Source organism: Verrucomicrobiia bacterium, assembly GCA_019634625.1.
GTDB lineage: Bacteria > Verrucomicrobiota > Verrucomicrobiia > Limisphaerales > CAIMTB01 > CAIMTB01.
The window spans coordinates 125,911-152,346 of the sequence record JAHCBA010000012.1; the positions used below are offsets into that span (position 1 = coordinate 125,911).

The 26,436-nt window shown below is 66.8% G+C and carries 19 protein-coding genes; 12 read left to right on the forward strand and 7 right to left on the reverse strand.

The window, feature by feature from the left end; translation table 11 throughout:
* Positions 1-59 precede the first annotated feature (59 nt).
* The 9 genes from KF833_09660 (at position 60) to KF833_09700 (ending at position 8,175) form a co-directional block, all read left to right on the forward strand.
* Positions 60-881 (forward strand): hypothetical protein, encoded by an 822-nt coding sequence (locus KF833_09660; GenBank protein MBX3745561.1) that lies wholly within the window; start codon positions 60-62, stop codon positions 879-881.
* Positions 882-1,123: 242 nt separating this feature from the next.
* Positions 1,124-1,339, forward strand: a complete 216-nt coding sequence (locus KF833_09665; GenBank protein ID MBX3745562.1) for a hypothetical protein — start codon at positions 1,124-1,126, stop codon at positions 1,337-1,339.
* Positions 1,336-1,761, forward strand: coding sequence for a four helix bundle protein (locus KF833_09670; protein MBX3745563.1), 426 nt, complete (start codon positions 1,336-1,338; stop codon positions 1,759-1,761). The genes KF833_09665 and KF833_09670 overlap by 4 nt, the downstream gene beginning before the upstream one ends.
* Positions 1,762-2,715: 954 nt before the next feature.
* On the forward strand, positions 2,716-3,009 hold the full coding sequence (locus KF833_09675; GenBank protein ID MBX3745564.1) for a hypothetical protein: 294 nt from the start codon (positions 2,716-2,718) through the stop codon (positions 3,007-3,009).
* Between the two features lie 378 nt (positions 3,010-3,387).
* Positions 3,388-4,872 carry an Eco57I restriction-modification methylase domain-containing protein gene (locus KF833_09680; GenBank protein ID MBX3745565.1) on the forward strand — a complete coding sequence of 495 codons (1,485 nt, stop codon included), beginning with the start codon at positions 3,388-3,390 and terminating at the stop codon, positions 4,870-4,872.
* A complete protein-coding gene (locus KF833_09685) occupies positions 4,859-5,347 on the forward strand; it encodes a hypothetical protein (GenBank protein MBX3745566.1) in 489 nt (162 codons plus the stop codon). Before KF833_09680 ends, KF833_09685 begins: the two co-directional genes overlap by 14 nt.
* Before the next feature lie 100 nt (positions 5,348-5,447).
* Positions 5,448-5,864 carry a hypothetical protein gene (locus KF833_09690; GenBank protein MBX3745567.1) on the forward strand — a complete coding sequence of 139 codons (417 nt, stop codon included), beginning with the start codon at positions 5,448-5,450 and terminating at the stop codon, positions 5,862-5,864.
* Between the two features lie 438 nt (positions 5,865-6,302).
* On the forward strand, positions 6,303-7,004 hold the full coding sequence (locus tag KF833_09695; protein MBX3745568.1) for a hypothetical protein: 702 nt from the start codon (positions 6,303-6,305) through the stop codon (positions 7,002-7,004).
* A gap of 142 nt (positions 7,005-7,146) precedes the next feature.
* A complete protein-coding gene (locus KF833_09700; GenBank protein MBX3745569.1) occupies positions 7,147-8,175 on the forward strand; it encodes a hypothetical protein in 1,029 nt (342 codons plus the stop codon).
* A gap of 247 nt (positions 8,176-8,422) precedes the next feature.
* Here KF833_09700 and pnp read toward each other — a convergent pair whose 3' ends face one another.
* The 7 genes from pnp to KF833_09735 all read right to left on the reverse strand — a co-directional run bounded on the left by pnp (position 8,423) and on the right by KF833_09735 (position 14,185).
* Positions 8,423-10,561, reverse strand: coding sequence for a polyribonucleotide nucleotidyltransferase (pnp, locus tag KF833_09705; protein ID MBX3745570.1), 2,139 nt, complete (start codon positions 10,559-10,561; stop codon positions 8,423-8,425).
* Between the two features lie 243 nt (positions 10,562-10,804).
* Positions 10,805-11,068 (reverse strand): 30S ribosomal protein S15, encoded by a 264-nt coding sequence (gene rpsO, locus KF833_09710; GenBank protein ID MBX3745571.1) that lies wholly within the window; start codon positions 11,066-11,068, stop codon positions 10,805-10,807.
* Between the two features lie 394 nt (positions 11,069-11,462).
* Complete coding sequence (locus KF833_09715) at positions 11,463-12,068, reverse strand: hypothetical protein (protein ID MBX3745572.1); 606 nt, start codon at positions 12,066-12,068, stop codon at positions 11,463-11,465.
* A gap of 86 nt (positions 12,069-12,154) precedes the next feature.
* Positions 12,155-12,580: a hypothetical protein gene (locus tag KF833_09720; GenBank protein MBX3745573.1), complete on the reverse strand. Its 426-nt coding sequence runs from the start codon at positions 12,578-12,580 to the stop codon at positions 12,155-12,157.
* A complete protein-coding gene (locus tag KF833_09725) occupies positions 12,577-12,861 on the reverse strand; it encodes a hypothetical protein (GenBank protein ID MBX3745574.1) in 285 nt (94 codons plus the stop codon). Before KF833_09725 ends, KF833_09720 begins: the two co-directional genes overlap by 4 nt.
* A complete protein-coding gene (locus KF833_09730; protein ID MBX3745575.1) occupies positions 12,848-13,450 on the reverse strand; it encodes a sigma-70 family RNA polymerase sigma factor in 603 nt (200 codons plus the stop codon). The genes KF833_09725 and KF833_09730 overlap by 14 nt, the downstream gene beginning before the upstream one ends.
* Positions 13,451-13,561: 111 nt before the next feature.
* On the reverse strand, positions 13,562-14,185 hold the full coding sequence (locus KF833_09735; protein ID MBX3745576.1) for a sigma-70 family RNA polymerase sigma factor: 624 nt from the start codon (positions 14,183-14,185) through the stop codon (positions 13,562-13,564).
* 215 nt (positions 14,186-14,400) lie between these two features.
* Between KF833_09735 and KF833_09740 the strand changes: the two genes are divergently transcribed.
* From KF833_09740 to KF833_09750, 3 genes are all read left to right on the forward strand, one after another.
* Positions 14,401-21,699 (forward strand): hypothetical protein, encoded by a 7,299-nt coding sequence (locus KF833_09740; protein ID MBX3745577.1) that lies wholly within the window; start codon positions 14,401-14,403, stop codon positions 21,697-21,699.
* A gap of 61 nt (positions 21,700-21,760) precedes the next feature.
* Positions 21,761-22,657 carry a hypothetical protein gene (locus tag KF833_09745; GenBank protein MBX3745578.1) on the forward strand — a complete coding sequence of 299 codons (897 nt, stop codon included), beginning with the start codon at positions 21,761-21,763 and terminating at the stop codon, positions 22,655-22,657.
* 101 nt (positions 22,658-22,758) lie between these two features.
* Positions 22,759-26,436 (forward strand): hypothetical protein, encoded by a 3,678-nt coding sequence (locus tag KF833_09750; protein MBX3745579.1) that lies wholly within the window; start codon positions 22,759-22,761, stop codon positions 26,434-26,436.

The window sequence follows — 26,436 nt, forward strand, 5'->3', positions numbered from 1 at the left end:
CCACTGCCACTGCCACTGCCACTGCCACTGCCGATCCCGACCCCAAGCCCATGCCCGCCATGAACGCAGCCGCCCTCCTCCGCCTCGCCGTCGCGCTGGCCTTCCCGGCATTGCTCGTCCCGGCCTCCCTCCACGCCGCGATCCCCCTCCCCGACCACATCCTCTACGGAACCGTCTCCATCGGGAACCGCGCCATCACCGCCGCCGAAACCACCGTCCTCATCGAGGCCCGTCGCACCCCCGGCACCCCTCCCGTCGCCACCTATCGCATGGGCTCCCGACCCCGGCTCGGCACCCACCTCTACGAACTCCGCCTTCAACTCGAAGAAGCCCCCGCCTCCTCCCACCGCGCCTTCGAACCCGGCCAGTCCGTCCACCTCACCGTCCGCAACGCTTCCGGCATCCAGTTCCAGACCGTCCATGTCATCTCCGACATCGGCGTCGCCCAGCGCCTCGACTTCGGACTGCCCGTAGATTCCCGCGGCACCGGGGCCCCCGACACCTGGCAACTCGCCCACCTCGGCGGACTCCCCTCCGGCCTCGACATCGATTCCGATGGCGACGGTGTCTCCGACGCCCACGAATACACTGCCGGAACCCTCCCCAGAAACCCCGACGACGCCTTCCGACTCGCCCTGCAACGCGACGGTGACGACCTCCTTGTCACCTTTCTTGCCCTCGCCGCCGACGGTCCCGGCTATCAAGGACGCCAGCGCTTCTACGCCCTCGAATCCGCCCCCGACCCTGTCGCCGGCCCCTGGACTCCGATCGAGAACCACAGCCGCATCCCCGGCCGGAACCAGTTCCTGATCCACATCCAGCCCGCCGGGACCCCCGGCCCCCTCTTCTACCGCGCCCGCGTCTGGCTTGAAGGCCCGTAATCGCCACCCGCCCCCTCCCGCCGCATCGCACCCTCACAGCCTCCTGTCGCCGGCGCATCGAAGAGATCGCGAGCGGGAGCGGGAAGGATCAGCCGAGGTCGCATCTCAAGTCTCAGGAGCTCCCCCAAAGCCATCCCCCGCTGGGGACTCGATCTCGTCCTGGAACCCGAAGGCACACCCTTTCGATCGCCGCCTTGGGTCCGGCCCGCTGGATTCGATCGTACCAGGCCCTCCCATTCCGCGTGGGAACCGGGAACGGAGATCACGATCACAAGCACGAGGCCTGCTGCAAAGCGCTGACATGCACCCATCCCCGCGCGCACCCCAGTCTTGATCCTGATCTTGATCTTGATCTTGATCTTGATCTTGATCTTGATCTTGATCTTGATCTTGATCTTGATCTTGATCTTGATCTTAATCTTAATCTTAATCCTAATCCTAATCTCCCCTCCCCGTGAAACCCCACTTCGACCACGAAAGACTCGATGCCTACAAGAAAGCCCTGGCATTTGCGCGATGGAGCGAGGGAATCCTTGATCACGTTCCCAAGTCCGCCGCGGTTCACAGCCAGCTCGACCGGGCACGAACCTCGATCATTCTCAACATTGCGGAAGGCAACGGTCGCTCCACGCCGGGAGATCGATGCCGCTTCTTTGACATATCCCGTGGCTCGGGCCTGGAGTGTGCCGCTTGCCTCAATCTGTTCTTGATCAAGGGGGAGCTTTCGGAGGCTGAGGTGGACGAGGGAAAAGCCCTGCTGCGGGATATTGTCTGCCTCCTCGTCGGCCTGATTCGGAGCAATTCCCCGGACCGAATGCATGAGAACCATGCTGAGTATCGCCTGCAAAGTGACCGACCGGCAAACAACATCGCAGGCTGAATCTTAATCTTAATCTTAATCTTAATCTCAGTCCCCCCTTCACCATAAACCCCTGAAATGGGCCATCGAGAGCAAGATTAAGAGCAAGATTAAGATTAAGATTAAGAACAAGACTATGACTGAGAGGTGGCATCAAATCTCGCGGTAGGGACACCGGCAGCCGGGTGCCCCCCCCAGATCAGATCCCGGCGGGCAGTCATCCTGCTCCACCCTCGACGAACCCGGTTCATCCCGCAGTTGCGGGTGAGGAGGCAGCGAATCGGAGGGACGAGCTCCGCGAGTCCCCCACCCAACGCTCCACACCGTTGCGGCCTCGTGGAACTTGGCCCTCCGAGGGGACGCTTCGCGAAGTTCGCACCTCCTCCCACCAATCCGGGATGCACGGCGACGAACCATGAACCAGACTTCCTCCTTGACGCCTCTGAGGCGCACTCATAAGCCTTCCCTCCTACAGCCAAAGCCCCTTCAAGATTCCGGATTAACCGCAGCGATCATGCGTGTATTAAGACTGTTCGATCCAATGGATGCCTCTCACGGAGACACAAAGACACGGAGATGAGAAGAAATACCCTGGGCACCATTGTCGCCGACTGCGCTGCTGAGTTACACCGGGATCCGGGGCCCGGTCTGCTGGAGACCGTCTGCGAGGTTCATGACCGGGATGCCTTGTGAATCTCGGTGAGGCGTTGATGCAGGACCGCATCCCGCAAATCATCCCCGGGAATCCGGATCCGGATCCTCCGTGTCTCAGTGCCTCCGTGAGAGGGGAAAGGATCGAACAGGCGGTCGGCCAGGAAGCAGGGTTCACCATGACAATGAACTCGTCACGACCCGGATATCCATTCTGATATGAGGCCGCCTGACAGCCCTGCCTCGAACGGCGGCAGCGTGTCGCGGTTGACAGTCAGTCGTCAGTGGGCCGGCATCGGTGAGCCGGGCGTTGGCTGAAACCCCATGTCCCTTTTGCCGTTACGCTTCTCTGGCGAGGAACGACGCTTCATCGTCGACAATCTCGAGACCGATTTGGTGCTGACAACGGCCGGGCTGAAACTGGTGGATGGTTATTCAAAGGAGGATGGATTTGCCGTCATCGGTGTCTCTCAAAGCGAGTACGAGGAGTTTGTTGCGGATCTCCGGGAGGAGTATTTATGGAAGGCGACACGTATCAGCAATGCGGCGTGCCTGGTCGCCTTGGCCAAGAGGTTCCTGCCCGACTTTGCATCGCTTGAACCCATGGAGTTCGGCTGATTTGGGAGTTGGCGTATCGGCAGTCCCTCGCCTCGGGGTTGATCGCAACCCAGGCACCCCCGCTGGGCGCAGCGTTAGGATGTGGCGGCCCAAGGGTGGCGAACCGGCGGTTGTGGTCGCAGTCGGGACGGCGCAACCCCATGACGAAATCCGGTAGCCCACTGGCTTGGAGCGACCAGGCTGGGTGGATTCGGGGTTGTGCCCCATTCGGCGGTCGTGGGAGAGTCTCAGGACCGGCTCGCGGAGAGTCGGTCGTGGCTGGGCAGGGTCAGGGAAGTTCGAATGCCTTCCGCAACATGGTCTACGACCTTGTTGCAGCAGGAATCAAGCCTCCCGTGCTGGATCGGATCTCTGGCCGCCGCCGGATAGCGTACCCACATGAAGTTCGCGGCAACCGTAGGCGGTCGGGAACGGCAAGGGGAACTTGGACAGTTCCTGACGGCGCCGTGTGTGGCGGAATTGATGGCGTCGATGTTCGGTCCGATGCCAGAGTCGGTCCGGCTTATTGACGCCGGGGCAGGCGCGGGAGGGCTTACCTTGGCCTTCGTCTTGCGGTGCTGCGAGGGGCGGGACCATGTCCGCTCAATTGACGCAACCCTCTACGAACTGGACTTTGAGATCCTCCCCGACTTGGCGGCTACAATGAGCGAGTGCGAGCGACGCTGCGACCAGGCCGGCATACGCTTCTCCTTCACCATTTGCCCAACGGATTTCGTTCAGGAGATGGCGACCTGTCTCGCGGGCGATTTGTTCGGAGCACCTCCACCGATTTTCGATATTGCCATTGCCAATCCTCCGTATCGGAAGATCCGTGCAGCATCCCGCGAGAGAGCTGCGCTGCGATCAGTCGGAGTGGAGACCAGCAATCTCTACACCGGATTTGTGGCCCTGTTGTTGCGTTTGCTCGCGCCGGGCGGACAAATCGTCGCGATCACTCCCAGGAGCTTCTGCAATGGTCCGTATTTTCGCGCCTTCCGAGAGGACTTGCTCGGCAACTTGGAGCTGCACCGCCTCCACGTTTTCGACTCCCGGCAAGCTGCCTTCCGGGATGAAGCCGTGTTGCAGGAGAACGTAATCTTTCACGGCATCAAGCAGCGGCAGATGGCGCCGCGCCTCATCGTGTCCACGAGCAGCGGGGAACCGCGTGCCGCGGTATCTGAGACCCAGGCTTCCTTCTCCGAGATCGTTCATCCTGAAGATCCCGAGAAGTTCATTCATATCCCCTCCAGTTCTGCCCACGCGAATGCCAAGTCCGTCATGGGTCTCCTTCGCGGGAGCCTGGCGTCGCTCGGGATTTCGGTTTCCACGGGTCGTGTCGTGGATTTTCGGCTCAAGGAAGCACTGCGGAAAGATCCCGAACCTGGAACGGTTCCGCTGCTGTATCCATGCCACTTCAATGGTGGCGTTGTTCACTGGCCAAGGCCCGACGCCCGGAAGCCAAACGCAATCGTCGACAACGCCCATACGCGCCCGTGGCTTGTGCCATCAGGAATGTACCTGCTGACGAAGCGATTCACGTCCAAGGAGGAGCGCCGACGACTGGTTGCTTGCGTATTGGATCCGGCCCTCGTACACGCAGAGTGGATCGGATTCGAAAACCACTTGAACTACTTCCATGCAGGAGGACACGGCCTGGAACGGGAACTTGCGTTGGGTCTCTTTGCGTTTCTCAATTCGACGGTAGTCGATCAGTATTTCCGGCGTTTCAGCGGGCACACGCAGGTCAATGCTACTGATCTGCGCACACTGTCCTATCCTGACCGGGATACTCTGGGAGCGATGGGCGCGGAAATAGGCAGGCTCGACCTGAGTCAGGCCGAGATCGATGAAATCGTAGGACGGCACGTCCATGCCTGCCAGTAATTCCACGCGCAAGGCTTCCGCTCAAAAGCGCAAGCTCACCGAGGCCGTCGAGGCGCTGACCGAGCTGCAATTTGGGCCTAGGCAGCGAAACGAGACTGCCGGTTATGCCCTCCTGGCGATGCTCGATCTGCGGGCGGACATGCCTTGGTCCGATGCCCAGGCACCGCTCAGGGGCCTGAAAGGCATCAACGCCTTTGTCGCGGAGGCCTACGGCAAGCGCCGCAAGGAATTGAAGGTACTCTTCGCAGGCTGCCGTGCAGGACTCGTGTTCGTGACTGCGTTCGAGAATCGCCGGAGAATGCAATCTTTCCTGTCACAGATAGCTTGGGAGTCTGAAGTGTGGATCGCCGAGGACCCTGATCACATGATTCACTTCAATGGCGAGCGATTTCTCGGCCCATATCCGGACGTGAATCCATCCGCACACGAATGCCCACATCAGAATGGAGTTCCGAGTAACTGGGGCAGCTCTTAACGTGGTCGCCCCGGCGGCCGTTCCGCCGGATCTGTCCAACGCCTGTCTCGGTACCGGTGCGAAGCCGACCGGGCAGCGCTGAGCCCGCACCCCCACCCCCATGAACACACCCCAGCTCCTCGATCCACCCGCCAGCGTCCCGGGTGGCGCCCAGTACCAACAGCTCGCCTATCTCGACGCCTACGATGCGGTGTTGAACTGCGACTACGCCCTTGTGGCCTACAAGGAAACGGATGGTTTCGGCTGGAGTGTGCGCATCAAGTCCTCGCAGACCGCCGGAGCGGTCTTCGAACCCGACGCCATGAAGAGCCAGGCCCGCGCGACCGGCGCGCAGGGAAAGCCGTGGTTTCAGTGGGGCTACAGCTTCGACCCGGGCGCGAGCGATCCGCGCTGCATCCAGTTCCGGGTTCATGTCGCCAGCGGTGAGCCGTCCGGGATCGAGATGTTCATCCAACTCCGCAGAGCGGACGGTTCGGCGGACGCGCCGAAGTCCGTGACGTTTCCCTGGCCCGCCTGAGAGCCTGAGCCCGGCATCGCTGCCTGCGGGACCTCGCCGGTGAACCGACATGCCCGGATCGAACGGAAGCGCTTCCGACCAAGGTCCGATGCCCGGGGACCACGCCCGCGGGTAGCCTGAAGGGCGCGATGCCTGCCAACCCAGACCGAGCCGCAGCGGCACCTAAGTGGGGTGCCATCGCCCCGATGGCGGGCTTGCCGACGCCGCACCCTGCATTCCGAAGTTGTGGGGAGAGGTGCGAATTTCGCGAAGTGTCATCTCGGAGGGCCGAGTTCCACGAGGCCGCAACGGCGTGGAGCGTTGGGTTGAGGACTCGCAGAGCTCGTCCCTCCGATTCGCTGCCTCGTCACCCAAGACTCCGGGATGCACCGGACGCCGCCGGGCGCGCCTTCGCACAATCCCGCTCGCTCCATCGAGCATCCCCGGGCATGAGACCCCATGGCCTGCACGATTGACCATCTGCGGGCGGATCACCGCGTCAGGGTGCTGCAGGAGATTACGGACCTGGCCGGCAAGCACCTTCGCGCCGGCCAAACCGCCGTGCTGCGCGGCCTCGGTCTGGACCCTGCCCGGATGGAAATCTGGCTGGATCTCGAATGCGACGGTGCGCGCGAGACGCTGCGTTTTGCCCTTCTCGCCTCGGACGGCCCCCGCAACGGTCACATGCGCGAGTTCTTCGAATTGGGGGAAGACCTCACACCGCCCCGCGTCCTTCCGGCACTTCACCACACGTGGAAGCGTCGGATGATCGTGCCGCCGCCGGAGGTCAGCCCAGCCCCGATGAACGCCACAGCCCGGGCGTGCGCTGCGCAAGGCATCGACGGGCCGGACCGGTTGGAAGAGATGGAGAAGGAAATGCTCCGCTCGATCGATCACATCGGGGTGGCGGCTTCGATCGCTGAGGTTTATGCGCAGCGGATGCGCGCCTTTCAGCGCGCCGGCAACGAGGCGCGCGCCGTCGCGGCCTTCAAGCTGGCCGTGGATTGGATGGCCCGTTATGCGGGTTCCGCGACGAGCGGTGGCGAAGGCGCGGCGCTCTCGCTCGAATGCGACGCGTTCCGCCAATCGCTTGTGCTCGAATTCGGTTACGACCCGACCGATGACGGTCCCCAGGCGGAGTCGCATGACCAACTGCCGTGAAACGCATCCGTTCCACTCTGGCGATGATTCGGACCGTGCTGGCCACGCAGAGGGCTGTCGTGCCGGGCACGGGTAAGGGTGCGTACGCCAAACCTGCGGCGATCCGTCGGCTGAGAAGGTGTTGACTGGGCCTCCCGCGACCATGAATTCCCCGTCCCTGCTGCAAACCATCGCGAACCTCTGCGTCGGCCTGGCTGCCGTCATCTACGGGCTGCCACTTCAGTGGATGTTCTTCGAAGCCTTGCACCGACGGAACGGCCAGACCGATCACGGCGCGGGCCTCTTCGTGATGGGCGCGATCCTCGTGGCCATGTGGGTGCTTCTGCTGATCGGACTGTGCTGCGTCATCGCCAGTGGAGGACTTGACGGAATGGGTCCCGCCCGCGGTGGGTGGTACCCGCTCGCCACCGGTGCCGCGCTGTCCATGCTGGCGCTGTCCTTCTTCATCTTCGAGGTTCCGCGCCACCCGGATTTTCTCACCCGGATCCTCGGGCGCATGCCGTTCCATGCCTTCCCGGTGGCAACGATGGCAATGATCGTGCTGTCGATGAATCCGCGACTCACTGCCGGCATTCCGTTGACACCCGTCCAGCTGACATGGCTTGGGTGCGCCGGATTGAGCCTGCTGCTCTGCGGCGGGTATCTTGGCTATCGGTTTGCCGTCCCGGTGCTGGGGCGCGCCGTCGGTCTGGGCACCGAGCTCGCCCGGCGCGGGCCAACGGACCGGGACACGCTCAGCAGGATTGCCACGCTCGATCCGCAGCGTGATTTCGCGGATCTCCTCCGCCTGACCCATTCATCCCAAAGGCGCGCCGTGCGTGAATCCGCCACCGCCCGCCTGCGCAGCCATCCAGATTACCTCGAGGCGCTTGTCGCCACCCTGACGTCGCACCCGTCGGAACCGGCGCTGGAGTTCATTTACAGCGCCACGCTGTTGCCGTCGGAACAGGCCCTCCTGGCGCTGCCCGCGCGCACCGCGCTCGAAGAGTTCATCGCCGGGATCCCTGCGCCGAACTTCATGCCTTCGACCCGCCGCAGGCAGTTGCTTCGTTGGGGGCGCGAAACGCTTCCGGTCATCGCGGAAAAACTCTCAATCCCGGACGTCGATTTCTCCGGCATCATGCCCGCCTTCGAGGAGGCTCTCCGGCCCGACGAGACCCGGCGCAGGTAGGCACCCACCCTCAGCCTGCGAGTTGCAGGGCAATGGGGTCGAATCCGTATCACGGGACAATCTCACGGTGCGGCTTCCGCTCCCGAGTCGGTCCTCATCGCTGCGAATTCCGACGTCCACCTGGGGTGGTGGGAGGAAGGTCCCGAAGAAACGAAGCGGCCCCTCACCTCAACCCTCCGGCCCCGGGCGGACAGAGGGTTTCGATGAGGGGCCGCCGTAGCCTTGCGGCGACACGCGGTCGGGCCGCTCAGCCCGCCTGCGCTTCGAGTTCCTTGGCCCGTTCCGCCATCGCCGCCTTGCGGCTGAGTCGCACCCGGCCCTTCTCGTCCACCCCGATGCACTTGACCCAGATGACATCGCCGAGCTTGACCACATCCTCGGTCGCCTTGACCCGGAAATCGGCCAGCTCGCTGATGTGCACCAGGCCATCCTGACCGGGCAGCACCTCGACAAACGCCCCGAACTCTTTGATCGAGACCACCTTGCCCCGGTAGATCTTGCCCACCTCGATCTCGGCCGCCACGGACTCGACTCCCTCGCGGGCGATCCGCATCCCCTCCTCGTCGATCGAGAAGATCATCACCGTCCCGTCATCCTCGATGTTGATCTCGCAGCCGGAACGTTCCACCAGCGCCTTGATGTTCTTGCCTCCGGGCCCGATCACCGCGCCGATCTTCTCCGGGTTGATCTTCAATCGGAGGATCCGCGGCGCGTACTTGCTCATTTCCTCGCGCGACGCCGGCAGCACCGCCCGCATGGCATCGAGGATCTGCAGACGCGACACCCGCGCCCGTTCGACCGCTTCGGACAACACGTCCAGCGGCAGCCCCTTCAACTTGAGATCGAGCTGGAACCCTGTGATGCCCTGCCCGCTCCCCGCGATCTTGCAATCCATGTCGCAGAATGCGTCCTCCCACCCGATGATGTCGGTCAGAAGCCGGTATCGGGCCAGCGCGCCCGCGTCGTTGTGCTCGGCACAGATCCCGATGCTGATGCCCGCCACCGGCCGCTGAATCGGCACCCCGGCGTCCATCAGGGCCATCGTGGCGGCGCACACCGTTGCCATCGACGACGATCCATTCGATTCCAGGACCTCGCTGGTGACACGGATGGTGTACGGGTAGTCCTCCGCCGGCACGCTTGGCAGAACGCTCCGCTCCGCCAGCGCCCCATGCCCGATTTCGCGACGGCCCGGCCCCATGATCCGGCCGGTCTCGCCGACCGAGAAGTTGGGGAAGTTGTAGTGCAGGATGAACTTCTTCTCCGTCACGCCGCCCGTGTAGGCATCGAACTCCTGCACGTCGTCCGTGGTTCCGAGGGTCGTCAGGGCCAGGGCCTGGGTCTCGCCCCGCGTGAACAGGGCCGACCCGTGGGCTCGCGGCAGCATCCCCACCTCGCCGCTGATCGGGCGCAGATCGTCGAAGCCACGCCCGTCAAGCCGCTGTCCCTGATCGAGAATCAACGCCCTGATCGCCTGCTTCTGCAGCGAGTAGAAGATTTCGCGCACCACCGAGTCGGTGACCTTCTCCGCGCCGAACTCCGCCGCCAATTGGGTCGCGACCTCGGTTTCGATTGCCTTGCAAGCCGCTTCCCGCGCCAGCTTGCCGGGCGTCAGCAGCGCCGGCACCACCCGGCTCATGTCGGCCAACGCCCGCGCACGGGCCATGATGTCGTCCGGCACCGTATTGACGGTGATGGCCCGCTTCGGACGTCCGACCCGCGCCGCCAGCTCCTTCTGCGCGGCGATGATGGGCTGGATGGATTCCTGGCCGAACTGCAGTGCCGCCACGAAATCGGCCTCGGGAATTTCCTTGGCGGACCCCTCGAACATCACCACCTCCCGTTCGTTCCCCACGTAGAACAGGTCGAGATCGCTGTCGGCCAGCTGGTCGTGCGTGGGATTGGCCACGAAGGCTCCACCGACGCGTCCGACCCGCACCGCGCCAATCGGGCCGGCCCACGGGATGTCGCTGATCAGGAGGGCCGCCGACGCCCCGTTTGCCGCCAGCACATCCGCATCGTTCTGGCCGTCCGCGCTGAGCAGGATGGCTTGAACCTGCACCTCATTGAACCACCCCTTGGGGAACAACGGACGCAACGGCCGGTCGATGATGCGGCACGTCAGGATCTCCTTCTCGGAGGGCCTCCCTTCGCGCTTGAAATAGCCCCCTGGGAAGCGCCCCGCCGCCGCCGCCTTTTCGCGGTAGTCAACGGTGAGTGGGAAGAACTCCTGCCCGGGGCGCGCCTTGGTGGCCGCCACGGCCGCCACGATCACAATGGTTTCGCCAAGTCGAACGGTGACCGCACCGTCCGCCTGCTTCGCCATAGTCCCGGTCTCGATGATGATGGATTGGTCGCCCACTTGGGCGACAACTTGCTCTGCCATGGTTACAAGCTCGTAACCGTCGGGCGCGGGGAACTTCATTCAGCGCCCGTGATCCCGGCTTCACGGAGACTGAATGAAATTTCCCAGGTCCGGCGGTTGGATCGTTAAGGATCGTTAAGGATCGTTAAGCGGGTCACGATCTGCGGCTCGCCCGGCCCGCCATTCCGGCCAGCGCCGCCCCGGGATCTGAACGGCTACCTAGCGCCGTCCCGGGACGGCGCATCGGAAGTTCATCGAAGCTTCCTACCGCCGCAGACCGAGCCGCATCGCCAATGCCGCGTAGCGCTCGTTGTCCACCGAACCCAGGTAATCCAGCAACCGCCGCCTCTTCCCCACCATCATCAGCAATCCGCGTCGCGAACTGTGATCCTTCGCATTCGCCTTCAAATGCTCTGTCAAGTGGTTGATGCGTCGGGTCAACAACGCCACCTGCACGTCCGGCGAACCGGTGTCCTTCTCGTGCCGGGCGTACTCCTTGATGCTCTGCGCCTTCGAAACGGCTTCCATACCATTCAAAATAAAGAGCCGAGACCTTAGGGACCCCCTCCCCGGACTGTAAAGCCCCTTTTCCGCACCTTTTTTCCCCTCCGTGCATCCCGGAGTCGTGGGGAGAGGTTCGAACTGCGCGGAGCGTCGCCTCCGAGGGCCGGGTTCCACAAGGCCCAAGGCCGCAACGGTGTGGAGCGTTGGGTTGAGGACTCGCGGAGCTCGTCCCTCCGATTCGCTGCCTCCTCACCTGCAACTCCGGGATAATCGATAATGGGACTGACAGCTGACTGTTGACGCTCCCCTGGACCGGAGCAGTGGACCGGAGGGGCGCAAAAGGGTCCGGATGCCGTGGCACCCGGACCCTCACGCAGGGCATGATGGAGGTCGCGAACCGGTCTGCGGGCGACGCGGATTACCAGTCGGCCAGTTCGGTCACGGAGAGGGTCGCCTGGTACCGGCCGAGGAGCTTCAGGGTCAATCGGCCGAAGTCGCCTTCACGCACCGCCGCGAGGTCGATGGGTTCCGAGGCGGGGGTCTCAACGGAGCGGAGGGGGACCTGCAGGAGCGGTTCCTTGGCTTTGCCGTACACCAGCAGTTCCAACGCCCCGGCTGCCGTGCGGCGCACGGCCAGGGTGCATTGGGGAACCGTGGCTTCGTCGCCCTGCGTCCGCACCGTCACCATCCGCAGGGCGCTGCGCGGAACGGCTTCTCCATGGCGCACCGGGGCGAGCCGGTGAAACCAGAGCTGCCCGACCGGCACCGGCGTTTCACCCGCCGCGGCCAGGGTCTCGACGGTCAACCCCTTCTGGGGCAGCACCAGTCCGCCGTAGTCCTCCTCCCGCATCGCCACCGGACGGGTCAGATCGACCTCGGTGGCGACAGGCAGGCCCTGGACCTGGGTGGCGTGGGGCGCGACGGCGCGGGCGTAGTACAGGGCTTCCTCGCGGGACAACTTCTCCTGGGCGGAGACGAGCTGGTGCGAAACGACGAGGGTCAGGAGGATCGGAATCGATTTCATGTTCATGTGAGGTCGCGTGGGCGGTCATCGCCTCCGCACCCCTCGTAACGCCGGGCGCCGGCCCCGGGTTACGTCCGGGAACCGGATCAACGGGATGGCCGTGCGGGACCGAGGTCGTCCGGGGACAGGTGAAGCACCTCAAGGGTCACTTCGCTGGGTTTCGGTTTCATCGCTTCGAACGCCTGGAGCTGCTCCGGGGTCAGCTCCCGTTCGACCTCCGCGATCAGGCGCCAGATGGCCTGGGTGCTCCGGGCGATGGTATCCAGGCGGATGGCCTTGAGTTCGTCCACAGCGCGGTCCAGGTGAACCTGGATGCGGGCGCCCTGTTCCGCGCTGGGCCGCACGATGCGCTCGAACTCGCGGGTCACATGCTCGTTCCAGGTGGTGGGATCGTTGCGCGCCTCGAGGTGGCGGCGGGCCATGCGATGACCGACCACACCCCCGGACAGCGTGGCCGCCCCGAGAATGCCGAGGAGGCAGACCCAAGCTTTCCATGACCGCAGGGGCTTCATAGCGACCAGACCAGTTGGGCCACGGCATTCTCGATTCCCGGCTCGAACGGGCGGTTGTCCCGCCAGTGGGGCGCTTCCAGGGCCAGGCACAGGGCCAGCACGACGATGGCCGCGGCGAGGAGCCGGGGCAGCGCCAGATCCCAGGAAATCACCGCGGGCTCCGTCTCCCTTGCCCGCGCCACCACCCGGGCGGCGAATCCGAAGGGCGCCCGGGAATCGTGCCGCAGGGCGCGACGGGCCACGGACGCGGCGGCCTTCCATTTCCGGTCAAAATCGTTCATGGGGATGTTCCTTTCTGTAATGCCCGACCAGACGTCGCAGTTTGGCGCGGGCACGGAAGGCCCGAACCTTGACCCGGACCCCGGTCCAACCGGCAAGCCGGGCGATTTCCTTCACGGATCTTCCTTCCAGGTCCAGCCAGGTGAGGACCAGACGATCCTCGGCCGGGAGTTGGGCCAGCAGCCGCTCCAGCAGCTCGCGCACCGAGTTCGGATCGTCCGCGTCCGGGGCGGTGTCGTCGCCGGCCAGATGATCGAACCATCGTTGCTGGTCCTCCGAAAGATCGCTCCACCGGAGTTCGGGGCGGCGTCGTTCGGACCGGAGGCGGTCGAGACAGACGCGCACGGCCAGTCGCGACACCCAGTGCTCGAACGGAACGCCATCGCGCTCGCGGTACCGGTCCAGGCGGTTGAATACCCGCAGGAAGATGTCCTGCACCAGGTCTTCCTCGGCGGTGCGCGCGGGCAGATGGCCGCGCACAATCCGGAGCACCCGGGGATACAATGCCTCCACCAGGAGCCGGGCCGCCTCGTTGTCCCCCGTCCTCGCCCTTTCCCGAAGTGCCGCCAGGTCCGCGTTGTCCCCGGTCATAGGCCATGCCTCATGCGCTCCTGCCGCATCTCCGCTTCAAACGCCGTCCACGGCGTCCCGGTTACGGTGGATGCGCGATTTCCACCCCCTTGCTCCACTCCCTTGCCCCTCTCATCCGTAGCGCTTCTCGAGCCGCTTCACCTCCTTCGACAGCAGCCGCGAGACCCGGTACTTCACCAGGTACACCCGGCTTAGCCGGGTCCCCAGACGACGCGCCACCCGGATCGCCGTCTCCCCCTTCATCGCGTGCAGATCGAACAACTGCCAGTCCTCCGGATCCACCTGTCCCCGCACGTTCTCGATCGCCGCCTCCATCAGGTTCTGGCGCCAGTGCGTCTCCCAGTGCGCCTCGATCTCCTCCCCGGCCGGGTCCGGCACCCGCTCCGCCGTGCCCGTCCGCGCTGTGTCGTCGCCGCCCCGCAAGGGCTGCGCCGGCACCCTGGCCCGTTTGCGGAACTGATCCGCGATCCGCCACCGCGTAGCGTGCAGCAGCCATGACCGGAACGACCCGTGCTCCGAACCGGGCCGGAACTCACCGATCTTTCGCGTCACGGTCAGGACGGTTTCCTGCACCACATCGTGGGCTTCGGCCTCGCTCAGTCCGGAACGGAGCGCCACGGTGTAGATCAGGCGCCAGTACGTGTTGAAGAACTCCTGCCAGCTCTCCTGGTCCTCCAGGTCCTTGAGCCGTCCCACCAGGGTGTGGCGCGTCGGTTGAAGATCGTCCGGTTTCATGTGCAGTGCTCTCGGCCGCGGCGTCGCAGGCCCTTCCGCTTCCCGAGGGCCCCGGGTCCCGCGCCGCACCACCCACCCCACGCGGCCAGCCGACCGGATTTTGAGTCATTCTGCCAGAACTCCGTCATGGGGAACGACCTCTCCGGGTCGATGGCATCCCCATGCCGCGTTTCTCCCGAACTTTTTTTCAAAATTCCCGCCGCCGGGTCCGAGCGGTGTCCGTGATCGATCGGTTCCGTGACCCTCGCCGCCCCTCGCCGGGGACCTGCCTCGCCTGGATGGCCGGGTGCCTCCTTGCCGCCGCCGCCGCCGCCCAGTCCCCACCCGACAAGTCCGGCATCAAGGCCAGCGTCCTTTCCCTGCCCTCCGGCGCCGGCTCGATCGAGGGCCTCGGGGAATCGTTCGAACCGCAGCTCAATACCGGCGGCTCCTCCTACGGCGTCTCCATCGAGCTGCCCCCGGGCCGCGCCGGCCTCACCCCGGCCGTCCGCCTCGCCTACCACTCCTTCTCCGGCAACGGCATCGCCGGCATCGGATGGTCCCTCGAGTTCCCCGCCATCCGGCGCCAGACCGACAAGGGATTCCCGGAATACAATCCCGGTGACACCTTCGTCTTCCAGGGCGAGGAACTCGTCCCCCTCGACAACGTCCACCGCGACTGGCGGGCCGAGAACGAACGCGCCTTCCAACGCCTTCGCCAGATCGACTCCGACGGCGACGGCACCCCCGATGCCTGGGAAGCCACCGACCGCGACGGCACCCGCCACACCTTCGGCCGCTTCCGCGGCGCCAACCAGCGCTGGAGCGTCGTCGAGCATCCCCGGTTCGACGGTCGCTCCGACTTCGATCGCACCTACGCCTGGCATCTCGATTCCACCACCGACCTCCACGGCAACCGCATCGAGTACGAGTACGTTCCCGGGCCCGGAACGCTCTTCCCCAGCCGCATCACCTACGGCCACCACGAGGACCGGCACCACGAGGTGCTCTTCGAATACGAGGACCGACCCGACGCCCTCGATGATTATCGCCCCACCTTTCCCGCCCGGCTCGACCGGCGCCTCACCCGCATCGAAGTCCGCAGCCTCGGTCAACGCGTGCGCGCCTATCGGTTCCAGTACGACTATCAGACCGGCGATCTCACTCCCGACGTCGAACAGCGGCAGCGCTCCTACCTCGACCTCGGCGTCACCCTCCTCAAACGCGTGGTCCAGTCCGGCCACCTCGGCGACGCCCACCACCTTCCGCCCCTCATCTTCCTCTACTCCGGTCTCGACCTCACCCGCAGCGAACGCCGGGCCTTCGCCGCACCGCCGGACCTCGATCTCGCTGATCCCAGCGGACGCGTACAACTCGCCGACCTCGACGGCGACGCCCTCCCCGACCTGATCGCCACCACCGCCGAAGGCGCCGGCCGCGTCCAGCGCGTTGCCCTCAATCGCGGCGAATCCCGCCGCACCGGCCAGCCCCTCCTCACCTTCGCTCCGGCCCGCCTGGTCGTCGGCTCCTCCCCCGTGGACCTCGGCCAGCCCGAGACCGTCATCCACGATCCCCGCGGCAAGGGTCTCGTGGACATCTCCTCCCTCGAACGCGACGGTTCGAACCTCCGCCTCGAAACCTTCGGCAATCGTGCCCGCCTCGACCTCGTGGACGAGGACCGCCTCGGCTTCACCGCCGACGAACTCGAGTCCACCCTCATCGAGAATCCCCCCGCCTTCGTCACCTACAGCGGCGCCGCCACGCGCCACATGGACGTCAACTTCGACAAGCGCGGCGACTTCGTTCACCTCGAACCCACCTTCGCCGGCATGAAGGTCAACACCTTCCACTTCGGCCGCGAACTCCGCTGGATCCATGGCGAAGCCCTCCTCCCCCCGAGCTATCCCCTCGCCAACACCTTCGATGCCCCGGACGGCCAGCCCAATCCCCATGTCCACCTCGCCGACATGAACGGCGACCGCCTCCTTGATCTCGTCGCCCTCGACCTCGTCCCCGGAGGCGCCGGCCGCCGCCTCTCCATCCGCTACTGGCCCCTCGCCGGGACCGGTCACTACGCCGAACAACACGTCATGGCCGCCGTCCCCGGGGATCCCTTCGATCTGGGCCAGGCCGACCTTCGCGACGTGTTCATCGACGACTTCACCGGCGACGGCCTCGCCGATGTCCTCATCCTCGACGGCAGCGGCCCCGAGACGGTCCTCATCCTCCGCGTCAACATCGCCGGCCAGCGCTGGTCCCCGCCCTACACCCGCACCGGGCTTCCCCGCTACGCCCCGCGCGATCCCGTCGCCCCCACCGTCCTCCGGGTTGCCGACCTCAACGCCAGCGGCTCCCTCGATCTTCTCTTTCGCAACACCGGCCTCCACGACACCTGGGAATACCTCGAACTCCTCCCCGACGGTCCCCCCAGCCTCATGACCGGCATCGACAACGGAATCGGCAAACGCACCACCATCACCTACGGCACCGCCGCCGAAGACGAACAACTCGCCCGCGAGGCCGGTCACCCCTGGACCACCTACGCCCCCCTCGCCCTCCAGATCGTCCGCCGCGTCAGCACCACCAGCGGACAGGACCTCAACGGCGACGGTCGCGAGGACGCCGCCGTCGTCGAGTTCCGGTATCGCGATCCCTTCTACGACGGTTTCGAACGCGAGTTCCGCGGCTTCGCCTTCGCCCAGCGCATCGACTACGGCGACGACTTCATCCTCGATCCCGTCACCGGCCTCATGAACGTCAGTTCGGGCTGGAACGTCGCCCGCACGCCGACCGGCCAGGTCAGCGGCCCCTCGCTCGTCCGCCGCTACCGCTTCCATACCGGCGCCGCCGACCAGATCGACAACGACGACTACGGCGATGCCACCCCCGCCGAACGCCATATCGACGAGTTCACCGTCATCGGCGGCCGCGAGGAGGAACCCCTCAAAGGCCTCCAGTGGATCGAGGAACAGATCGATCCCGTCGTCCTCCATGCCGCCCCCGACGGCGGCTTCGATGCCGGCTGCGCCGCCGCCACCTTCGCCCCCACCCCCGGGGAACGCGGGCGCCTCACCCCCGACGCCTACGTGTACGCCCGCACCCTCCAAGAGTGGACCCTCCGCCGCCTCTACCGTCCCACCGAACCGCTCCCCTACCTCGCCGACCAGAACGCCGACGGGATCATGGAGGATTATCGCGACTTCCCCGCACCCCCCATCCCCGCCGGTCGTTTCGCGGCTCAGGGCATTCACGTCCTCCCCGGCAACGGCCGCTCCGTCAGTTACGCCTTCCTCAGCCGCCGCGTCACCGAGGTCCGCGACGCCAACGGCCTCCTCTCCGTCGCCCTCGATCACCCCGTCACCCCGGCCGTTCTCACCGTCCAGGAGTTCGATCACGACGACTACGGCAATGCCGTCCTCGTCCGCAACCTCGGCTCCGATCAACCCGGCCACGACGACGAAATCGTCACCACCACCGCCTACGCCCACGGCGGCAACGCCCTCGCCCTCTGGATCGTCGATCGCCCCGCGTCGGTCGTCGTGACCGACGAATTCGGCGCCTTCGCGGCGCGGACCGATTACCGCTACGACGGCGATCCCTTCGAGGGCCTGAACGGCGCCATCCAGGACCGTGCCCTCCTCCATCAGCGCCTCGATTACCCCGAACCCGGTCGGGCCATCCCCACCCAGCGCGTCCGCTTCGACGCCCACGGCAATATCGTCGAGTCCCGCGACGCCCTCGGAAACGCGCGCCGCACCGAATGGGATCCGCACTTCCTCACCTACCCCACCGCCGAGATCGTGGTGCTCGACGGCGACACTCCGGATCTCCGCCTGGAAGCCGACTACGATCCCGTCCTCGGCGTCGTCATCGCCTCGCGCGATGCCAACGGCCATGCCACCACCTACGGTTACGACGCCTTTGCCCGCCTCGTGACCCTCGTCGCACCCGGCGACACCTCCGAGTTCCCCACCGTCACCCACCAGTACCAGCCCGCCGACCCCATCCGCGGCCGCGCCTTCCACTACGATCCTGAAGGCCGCCTCACCCTCGCCTCCGTGCCGCTCGGTTCGGTGAGCCGCGTCGTCACCCGGCGCCGCGAAATGTCCGGCCAGCCCGGCGAATTCATCACCGCCACCTACACCGATGGGAGCGGCACCCAGCTCGCCACCCTCGAGGAAGGCGACGTCCCGGGTTCCTGGATCGTCCGCAGCGCCACCAGCTACAACCTTCGCGGCCTTCCCCAGTCCGAATGGCTCCCCTACCGCGTCGCCAGTGCCGACATCCCCCAGTTCCCCGTCCTCTGGCCCGCCGGCCGTCCGCCCCTCGCCGACGACGCCCAGCCGTCCATCGTCGCCACCGACCACTTCTACGATCCCAACGGACGATCCATCCGCACCGTGGCACCCCCCGAGTTCTGGAACGGTCCCCGCCGCGCCACCTTCGTCCAGCACCTCCCCCTCCTGCGCCGCATCTTCGATGAGGAGGATCTCCTCCCCGACTCCCCCCACACCGGCACCCCCACGGTTGAAGCCTACGACGGCCTCGGCCGACTCGTCGCCGTCCACGAGACGGTCCGGCTCGCCGACAACGGTTCCCCCGCCGACACCCCCGCCACCTGGACCACCCGCTATGAGTACGACCTCAACCACCGTCTCACCCGCCTCACCGACGCCCTCGGCAACATCAAGACCCTCCGCTACGACGGCCTCAAACGCCTCGTCCGGATGGATGATCCGGACCGCGGCCGGCTCCTCCACGAGTACGACGACGCCTCCAACCTCATCGCCACGGTCGATGCCCGCGGCCGGCGTACCACCTACACCTACGACGCCGCCAACCGCCTTCTGACCGAGACCTTCCACCCCGGGGAGGAAGCCGGCTCCGAAGCACCCCTGGCGCCGGACATCACCTACATCTACGACCGTCCCGCCGGTCCCATTGACCTGGGCGACGGCTCATTCGCCAACGCCCGCAATCTCCGCGGCTTCCTCGCCGCCGTCGTCGATCCCAGCGGCGAGGAACACATGTCCTACGACCCGCGCGGCCGCGAGGAATGGACCGTCAAGCGCATCCGCCTCCCGGACCCCAAACCCCCGGTGTCGTTCATCACCCGCTTCGACTACGACGCCCTCGACCGGCTGGTCCGGCTGACCTATCCCGACCACGACGCCGTCGCCTTCCACTACAACGCCCGCAACCAGATCGAACGGATCGGAGGCGACCCAGGCCGCGACGTGGTCACCGACATCCGCTACCGCCCCTCCGGACAGATCGCCCGCATCGATTACGGCAACGGGACCCGCACCGACTACGAATACGATCCCCGTCTCCGCCTGGCCCAACTCGTCACCGTCTCGCGGCACCTCCCCGGCCAGCCCGCCCTCCTTCACTTCGAATACGAGTTCGACGCCGTCTCCAACGTCCGCGCCATTCATGACCGACGCCCCGACGACGTCGTCCCCCTCACCGATCCGCGCCGCAACACCCAGCACTTCGACTACGACGACCTCTACCGGCTCACCCGCGTCCGCTACAACCATTCCGCCCCGCCGGCCTCCAACGGCGGCGCCATCCACTATCGTTACGACCGGCTCGGCAGCCTCATCGACCAGCGCAGCGACATTCCCCACGTCGAGCATGGCCGTTCCCTGACCGACCTCGGGCCCCTCGGCCATGGCGGTGCCGCCGGCTCGTCCGGGCGCGGTGGACGTCAGCCCGGCGATCCTCCGGGACCCCGCGCCCTCTCCTCCATCCCTCCCTCCGATCTCGGCCTTCCCGAGGTTCCCTACGACGACAACGGCAATGTCACCCGCGCCCACGGCTTCACCTGCCACTGGGACCATCGCAACCGTCTCGTCGCCGCCGAGAACGATTTCGTCCGTGCCGACTACACCTACGACTACACCGGGCGGCGCGTGATCAAGCGCGTCACCCGCAAGTCCGGCCCGTCCTCCTCCGCTCCGGAATCCGAAACCGTCCTTTACGTCGGCGAACACTTCGAGGTCCGCGAACACGGTCAACCCACCAAGTACGTCTTCAACGGTCCCACCCGTATCGCCCGCATCACCGGGTCCCTCTCCGACCGGCCCCGTCTCCAGCGCCTCCCGCTCGAACCCGGCTGGAACCTCGTCGCCCTCGCCATTTCCGTCACCAACGCCCTCGAACGTCTGGCCGGACCCGCCCTCCAGCCGCCCGGTGCCGTGGACCCGCGCTGGATCGCCCGCTGGGATGCCGCGGTCGGGGCCTGGCTGCCCCTCGACGAGACCGGTGATCTCCCCGCCGGCACCGTTCTCTGGATCCACGCATCGTTCCACGCCCTTCTTTCCCTCGCCGGTCCCTACGCCGATCCCCAATCCCTCACCCTCCCCCCGGGCGGCGCCTTCGCCTCCGGCGCCGGTCTCGAGACCCTGTCCCGGTCCACGCTCGACACCGGGGCCGCGAGCTTCTGGCACTTCGACCCGGCCGCCCAACAGTGGCTGCCGCCCCTTCTCGAACCGGAGGCTCCGGTTCCCGCCGCCCCCCTTCCGCCCGGCTCCGCCTGGTTCGTGCGCGTCGGGGAACCGCTCGACCTCCCGCTCCCACACATTCCCCTCCGCCTCCGCTACTACCACCAGGACCACCTCGGCTCCTCCAGCGTCATCACCGATGCCGACGGTTCCGTCATCGAGGAAACCGCCTATTACCCCTTCGGCGTCGTGCGTCACACCGGCGGATCCCGTGCGGGCGACGAACCCTACCGCTTCGCCCAGAAGGAACGGGACCGGGAAACCGGACTCGACGACTTCGAAGCCCGCATGTTCTCCGGTCCCCTGGCGCGCTTCCTCTCGCCCGATCCCAAGTTCGCCGATCCCGGACGGCTCGATTCGGAGGAACTGACCCGGTTCCTCGCCAACCCCCAACTGCAGCACCCCTACGCCTACGCCCTCAACAATCCGCTCCGCTACATCGACCCCACCGGACTCGACCCTGAAGAGGCGAATGCCGCCTTCGACGTCGCGAGCAAGGCCGTCGGTCTCGCCAGCACGGCCTCCGATGTCGCGCAACACGCGGGCAAGCTCGCCAAGTTCAAGGGCCCCGGCCTCTTCCTCGATGGTGTCGATATCGGCATGAAGACCGCCCGGTTCGTGGACGAGCCCAACCTCTACAACGGCGCCACCACCGTCTATTCCGTCGGCAAGGCCGCCCTCACGGCCTATCTCCCCGCCGCCGGCATCGCCCTCCAGGTCATGGACCACGTCGGCATCGGTCCCGGCAGTGTCCTCGATTGGGGCGAGGAGATCTCCCAGCAGTACCGCGACAACGCCAGGACCTGGAAACGCGTCACCCAGAGCTACAACGAACTCAGCCAGCGCTACGAAGAACTGGGTCGCCAGTACCAGGCCGAGACCGAGTTCTACCGCGCCGAGACCCAGCGGCTCCGTGCCGAGACGCAGAAGACCCTCGAACGCATCGAACGCACCCGCGAACTCACCCGCCAGACCAACGAGCTGATCCGCAAGTCCAACCGCCTCCTCGAAAACCACAGGAAGTAGTCCCTCCGCCGCTCATCCCGTCCCCGTCGTTCCCCGCATCCCCACTGCCTCCGGCCCCCCCATGAACGCCTCGCCATCCGTCCCCCGCGTCCTCGCCCTTGCCCTCGCGCAGCTCACTGCCTTCACCACCTTCGCCGCCATTCCCCCGGGCGTTCCCGAACCCGGCCTCGTCGTCTGGGGCTCCGTCGTCCATCGCACCAACACCTCCCAGGCCATTCCCATCCAGTCCGCGCACTGGTCGGTCTCCGACGGCACCCGGACGGCCTCGTTCTCGACGACCTCCCGCCCCGCGGTCCGCATCGTCCAGGCCCAGGGCCAGTCGTTCTACATCCTCGAAGTCCCCTTCGATTCGCGCCGCCTCGGTGCCGTGGAACTCTCCGACCCCGCCCAGTCGGGCCGCAACTCGTTCGACCTGCGCGCGGCCTCGCCTCCCACCTACACCCTCGCCCCCACCATCAACGGCGTTCCCGCAACCGTCCGCTCCGTCAATGGCGCCCCGGCTTCCGGCGAAGCCTTCCCCGTTGCCGGCTTCAACGCCGCCCAGCGCGGACGCACGCTCCGCGTCGATCTCGCCATCCTGCCGCCCGCCGATTCCTATGAACTCTGGGCCGCCGCCCATTTCGGCGATCCCACCCTCCCCGAAGCCGCTCGTGATGCCGATCCCGACGGCGACGGCATGACCAACGAAGCCGAGTTCGCCGCCGGCACCGACCCGCGTTCCGCCAGTTCCGTCCTCCGTCTCCTCTCCGTCTCCGTCCTCCCCGGCGGATCCCAGACCGCCCTGGCCTGGAACGCCGTGCAGGGCAGGTCGTACACCCTCCAGGGCGCCCCCAACCCCGGGGGACCCTGGACCGATCTCGGCAGTCCCGTCCCCGGTTCCGCCCCGACCACCGAAGTGACGCTCCCCGCCTCCAATCCGGAACCGCACCGATTCTACCGCGTCCGTCTCGTCCCCTGATGCACCGCGCCCATCCGCGCCTCATCAACCCCCGCCCGGCGCCTCCCATGCAACACCCCCCTTCGTCCTGCCACGCCCCTCGCCCGGATCGTGCGTTCCCGGTGCCTTCCCCAACCCGCCGCAGGACCCGCTCGCGAGCGCATACCCTGGCCGCCCTTGCCGCCGGGTTCCTGCTGCACGCCGCCCCGGACACACCCGCCGACACCCAGACCTTCCGGCTCGCCCCGCAATGGAATCTCATCGCCTTCCAGATCGTCCCCGACGATCCCTCCCCCGAGGCGGTGTTCGCCACCCTCCCCGGGTTCCAGGCCGCCTGGACCTTCGAAGCCGCCCGCGGCGGCTGGCTCCGTTACCTCGCACCGTCCGGGGAACCCGCCGCGGCTCCCACCGAAGCCCTCGCCAACCAGCTCCTCGCCTTCCCCCGCATCGAACCCGGCCGCGCCTACTGGATCTTCACCAGCCAGAATGTCCCCGCCTGGTCCGTCACCGGCACCGCCCCCCGCGGCACCGACCTCCCCGCCCTCGAACTGCATTCGGGCTGGAATCTCATCGGCATCCCCCTCGGCGCCGCCTCCGTCACCAACACCGAACCCGTCAGCCTCCTCGCCGTCCTCACCGCCGCCGGCTTCGACTACGACGCCCTCCTGACCTGGGAGAACCAGTCGTTCCGGAAGATGTTCCGTCCCCAGCCCGCCGGCCCCGGCGAACCCCCCAATCCCCTCGAGGGACTCCCGCCCGAAACCCCGTTCCCCGCCTTCAACCTCCAGTCCGATCCCGGCCGCGGCTACTGGATCCATGCCCTCAACCCCGCCGTCCTCCGCCCCAGACTGGTCACCACCGTCCGCCCCGACATCGATGTCGAACCCCTCGGCAATTTCCCCTCCCGCGAAGACATCAACGTCTCCGGCCTGTCCGCCCCCGCGCCGCCCCGCTCCGTCCAGGAACAGGACACCATCCGCTTCTTCCCCGGCGAAGACATCCAGACCCTCGGCATCGCCAACGTCGGCGATGCCACTTCCGGCGGCGGTCTCCTCCTCTGGGAGGCCATCTGGCAGCCCCTCTCGAACCCCGATACCCCCGAACCCTGGATCCGGCTCTTCGCGTCCCCCGGCGAACGTGAAGTCCGCGATGCCCAGGGGAACCTCCTCTCCTCCCACACCCGCCTCACCGGCGTCACCACCCTCGAAAGCGATCTCGTCTATCTCCGGCTCGATCGCGTGAACCTCGGACGCGGCCGCCACGAAGGCACCCTTCTCCTCCGCACCAGCGTCGGCGACAAATCCTACCGCGTCGTCGCCGACATCCCCGGCCTCGAAGGCGACTTCAAAGGCCACGCCGTCATCCACTCCGTCAACGGCCACCGCAATCCCGTCCCCGACATCGATCTCCACGTCAGCCTCTACGAAGACCCGCGCATCGACGGTCTCCTCCGCGGCGTCATCGACAGCTCCCAGGCCCTCGTCTGGCCCGTCGATGTCCCCCTCGTCGGACACCGCGTCGCCGATGCCGGCAACCGTTTCGTCCTCGGCGGCTCCTTCGTCCTCCCCCCGGGCGACCAGAACGGCGAACCCTACGATCGCTGGGACGATTCGGATCCCACCGCCGGCGAGGACGTGGACTGGCTCGACGACGGGATTCTCGATGTCCGCAATCCCTTCCCGTTCCCCGTCCAGCGCACCGTCTCCTTCGAAGGCGCCCTCGTCCACGGCAACCCCACCGACGGCTACATCCTCGAAGGCGACTACCGCGAGATCGTGTACGGCATGTCCCGCCAGCCCATCGTCCTCGAAGGCGCCTTTCGCCTCGAACGACGCCATCCCCGCCCCCTGGCCACCCGGCGCCTCACCGATTCCGACACCGGCATCGAACCCGTCGTCGCCCGCAGGAACTCCGACCCCGTCGTCATCCCGCCCGGGGCCACCCGCGACTCGACCCTCGGTGTCGTCACCGAGATGGAACTGCAGTCGCTCCAGGTCGCCCTCGCCTTCAATGCCCCCGTCCCCCATTCCGCCCTCCTCATCAAACTGCTCTCCCCCGCCTCGCCCCCGGCCGAACTTGTCCTCTACGACGGACGCCCGTCCGCCGACCGCATCCATCCGCGCCTCTTCCAATCCCTGAACTTCCCCATCGACCGCCCCACCCGCGGCGATCTCACCGCCTTCCTGCATCAGGTCCGGCAAACCCGCTCCGAACCCGCCCTCGGGCGACTCTGGAAACTCTCCGTCGAAAACCACGGCGCCCAACCCGTCACCCTCGCCCACTGGAGCCTTCGCCTCGATGGCCAGCCGGTCACCGATGTCCACGGCGTCGTCTCCGACGGTTCGAACCCCCTCCCCGGCGTCCGTGTCTCCCTCGACGGCGTCCCTTTCAGCCTCTACTCGGACCTCACCGACGATCAGGGGCGCTTCCTGCTCCGCCGCGTCCCGCTGCTCCCGGTCAACCTCTCCGCGTCGCGCCCGGGCTTCGGTCCCGCCCACCCCGATCAACCCGGCCTCGACCCCCGGTTCACCCGTCCCTTCGCCTTTCAACCCGACCTCGCCCTCTCCCCGCTCGAACGCCGCCTGATCGAGCGCTTCAATCCCCTCGCCGGCGCTCCACCCGCCTCCGCCGGCGTGCCCGGCTTCCTCCACGGCACCGCCGAATCCCCGTTCGAACTCGAACTCCGCCCCGATCCAACGGGCCAGCCCGCCTTCACCGCCGGTCCCCTCCTCGCCTCCGCCGGGTCCCGCGTCGAGTTCCACGCCGTCGCCCCCGCCCCCGTCCGCTGGGACTTCGGCGATGGCGCCACCGCCACCGGCCATGCCGCCTTTCACAACTACTCCGCCGCCGGACATTACCGCGCCCGGGCCTTCTCCCCGCCCGACAGCGACGTCCCCGCGTATTCGGTCGAGGTGATCGCCCTGCCCGCTCCCGGCCGCGCTCCAACCCGTCCTGCCGACCTCCGCGGCGAACCCACCGGGCTCCCCGCCCAGACCGCCAACACCCCTTATCCGGCCTACGCCTTCCAACCCTTCCTCATCGGAGCGGGAGTCCTCCCCGCCACCCGGGTCGGCCTCGACCCCGACACCGGCGCCGACCGCTACCTCCCCATCCTCACACCCCAGTTCCCCGCCGCCTTCGGCCCCGGCGACACCAACGCCCTCGGCGCCGCCTACGTCGCCGCCACACCGCTCCAGATGACCTACGCCGCCTCCTTCGACATCGATCTCGAACCCCGCCTCACACCCGCCGGTCGCAGCCAGCCCTTCGCCTCCGACGGCTTCAACCCGCTCCCGGTGCCCGGCTTCGACCCGTCCATCAACCGCAATGCCCTCGGTTTCCGCGACGAGGACTTCAATTACGCGCTCCTCGCCGATCTCTGGCGCAACACCCGCGCCGGCGACGGTTCCCACGAGTATCCCCAGGACGCCCAGAACGGCCTCATCGTCTGGGGCAACACCCTCGTCACCCCCCATCGCAATTACGCCACCCAGACCTTCGAGGCCCTCGACGGCGCCGGGTTCACGCCGTCCCGCGAGGACGACGTCTTCCATCCGCATCCCGGCACCACATCGCTCCCCGACCTCGCCACGCACGCCATCGCCACACACTTCCGGCTCACCTGCTCCATCGGCGCCGCCATCCTCACCGCCCCCACCCCCGCCGTGTCCGTCCAGCCCGCCCGCCTCCGGCGCAGTCAGCCCCCCAATCCGCTCCTTCCCGATCTCCTCCCCGCCCCGGGCCCCGCCGCCGCCAACCTCCACTACCGCCTCCTCACCGGCGCCATCGCCGCCCAATAG

Bases quoted from the DNA above. Each gene is read 5' to 3' on its own strand.
- KF833_09660 (MBX3745561.1), top strand. From the start codon at position 60: ATGAACGCAGCCGCCCTCCTCCGCCTCGCCGTCGCGCTGGCCTTCCCG.
- KF833_09675 (MBX3745564.1), top strand. From the start codon at position 2,716: ATGTCCCTTTTGCCGTTACGCTTCTCTGGCGAGGAACGACGCTTCATC.
- KF833_09680 (MBX3745565.1), top strand. From the start codon at position 3,388: ATGAAGTTCGCGGCAACCGTAGGCGGTCGGGAACGGCAAGGGGAACTT.
- KF833_09685 (MBX3745566.1), top strand. From the start codon at position 4,859: ATGCCTGCCAGTAATTCCACGCGCAAGGCTTCCGCTCAAAAGCGCAAG.
- KF833_09690 (MBX3745567.1), top strand. From the start codon at position 5,448: ATGAACACACCCCAGCTCCTCGATCCACCCGCCAGCGTCCCGGGTGGC.
- KF833_09695 (MBX3745568.1), top strand. From the start codon at position 6,303: ATGGCCTGCACGATTGACCATCTGCGGGCGGATCACCGCGTCAGGGTG.
- KF833_09700 (MBX3745569.1), top strand. From the start codon at position 7,147: ATGAATTCCCCGTCCCTGCTGCAAACCATCGCGAACCTCTGCGTCGGC.
- pnp (MBX3745570.1), bottom strand. From the start codon at position 10,561: ATGGCAGAGCAAGTTGTCGCCCAAGTGGGCGACCAATCCATCATCATC.
- rpsO (MBX3745571.1), bottom strand. From the start codon at position 11,068: ATGGAAGCCGTTTCGAAGGCGCAGAGCATCAAGGAGTACGCCCGGCAC.
- KF833_09715 (MBX3745572.1), bottom strand. From the start codon at position 12,068: ATGAAATCGATTCCGATCCTCCTGACCCTCGTCGTTTCGCACCAGCTC.
- KF833_09720 (MBX3745573.1), bottom strand. From the start codon at position 12,580: ATGAAGCCCCTGCGGTCATGGAAAGCTTGGGTCTGCCTCCTCGGCATT.
- KF833_09725 (MBX3745574.1), bottom strand. From the start codon at position 12,861: ATGAACGATTTTGACCGGAAATGGAAGGCCGCCGCGTCCGTGGCCCGT.
- KF833_09730 (MBX3745575.1), bottom strand. From the start codon at position 13,450: ATGACCGGGGACAACGCGGACCTGGCGGCACTTCGGGAAAGGGCGAGG.
- KF833_09735 (MBX3745576.1), bottom strand. From the start codon at position 14,185: ATGAAACCGGACGATCTTCAACCGACGCGCCACACCCTGGTGGGACGG.
- KF833_09745 (MBX3745578.1), top strand. From the start codon at position 21,761: ATGAACGCCTCGCCATCCGTCCCCCGCGTCCTCGCCCTTGCCCTCGCG.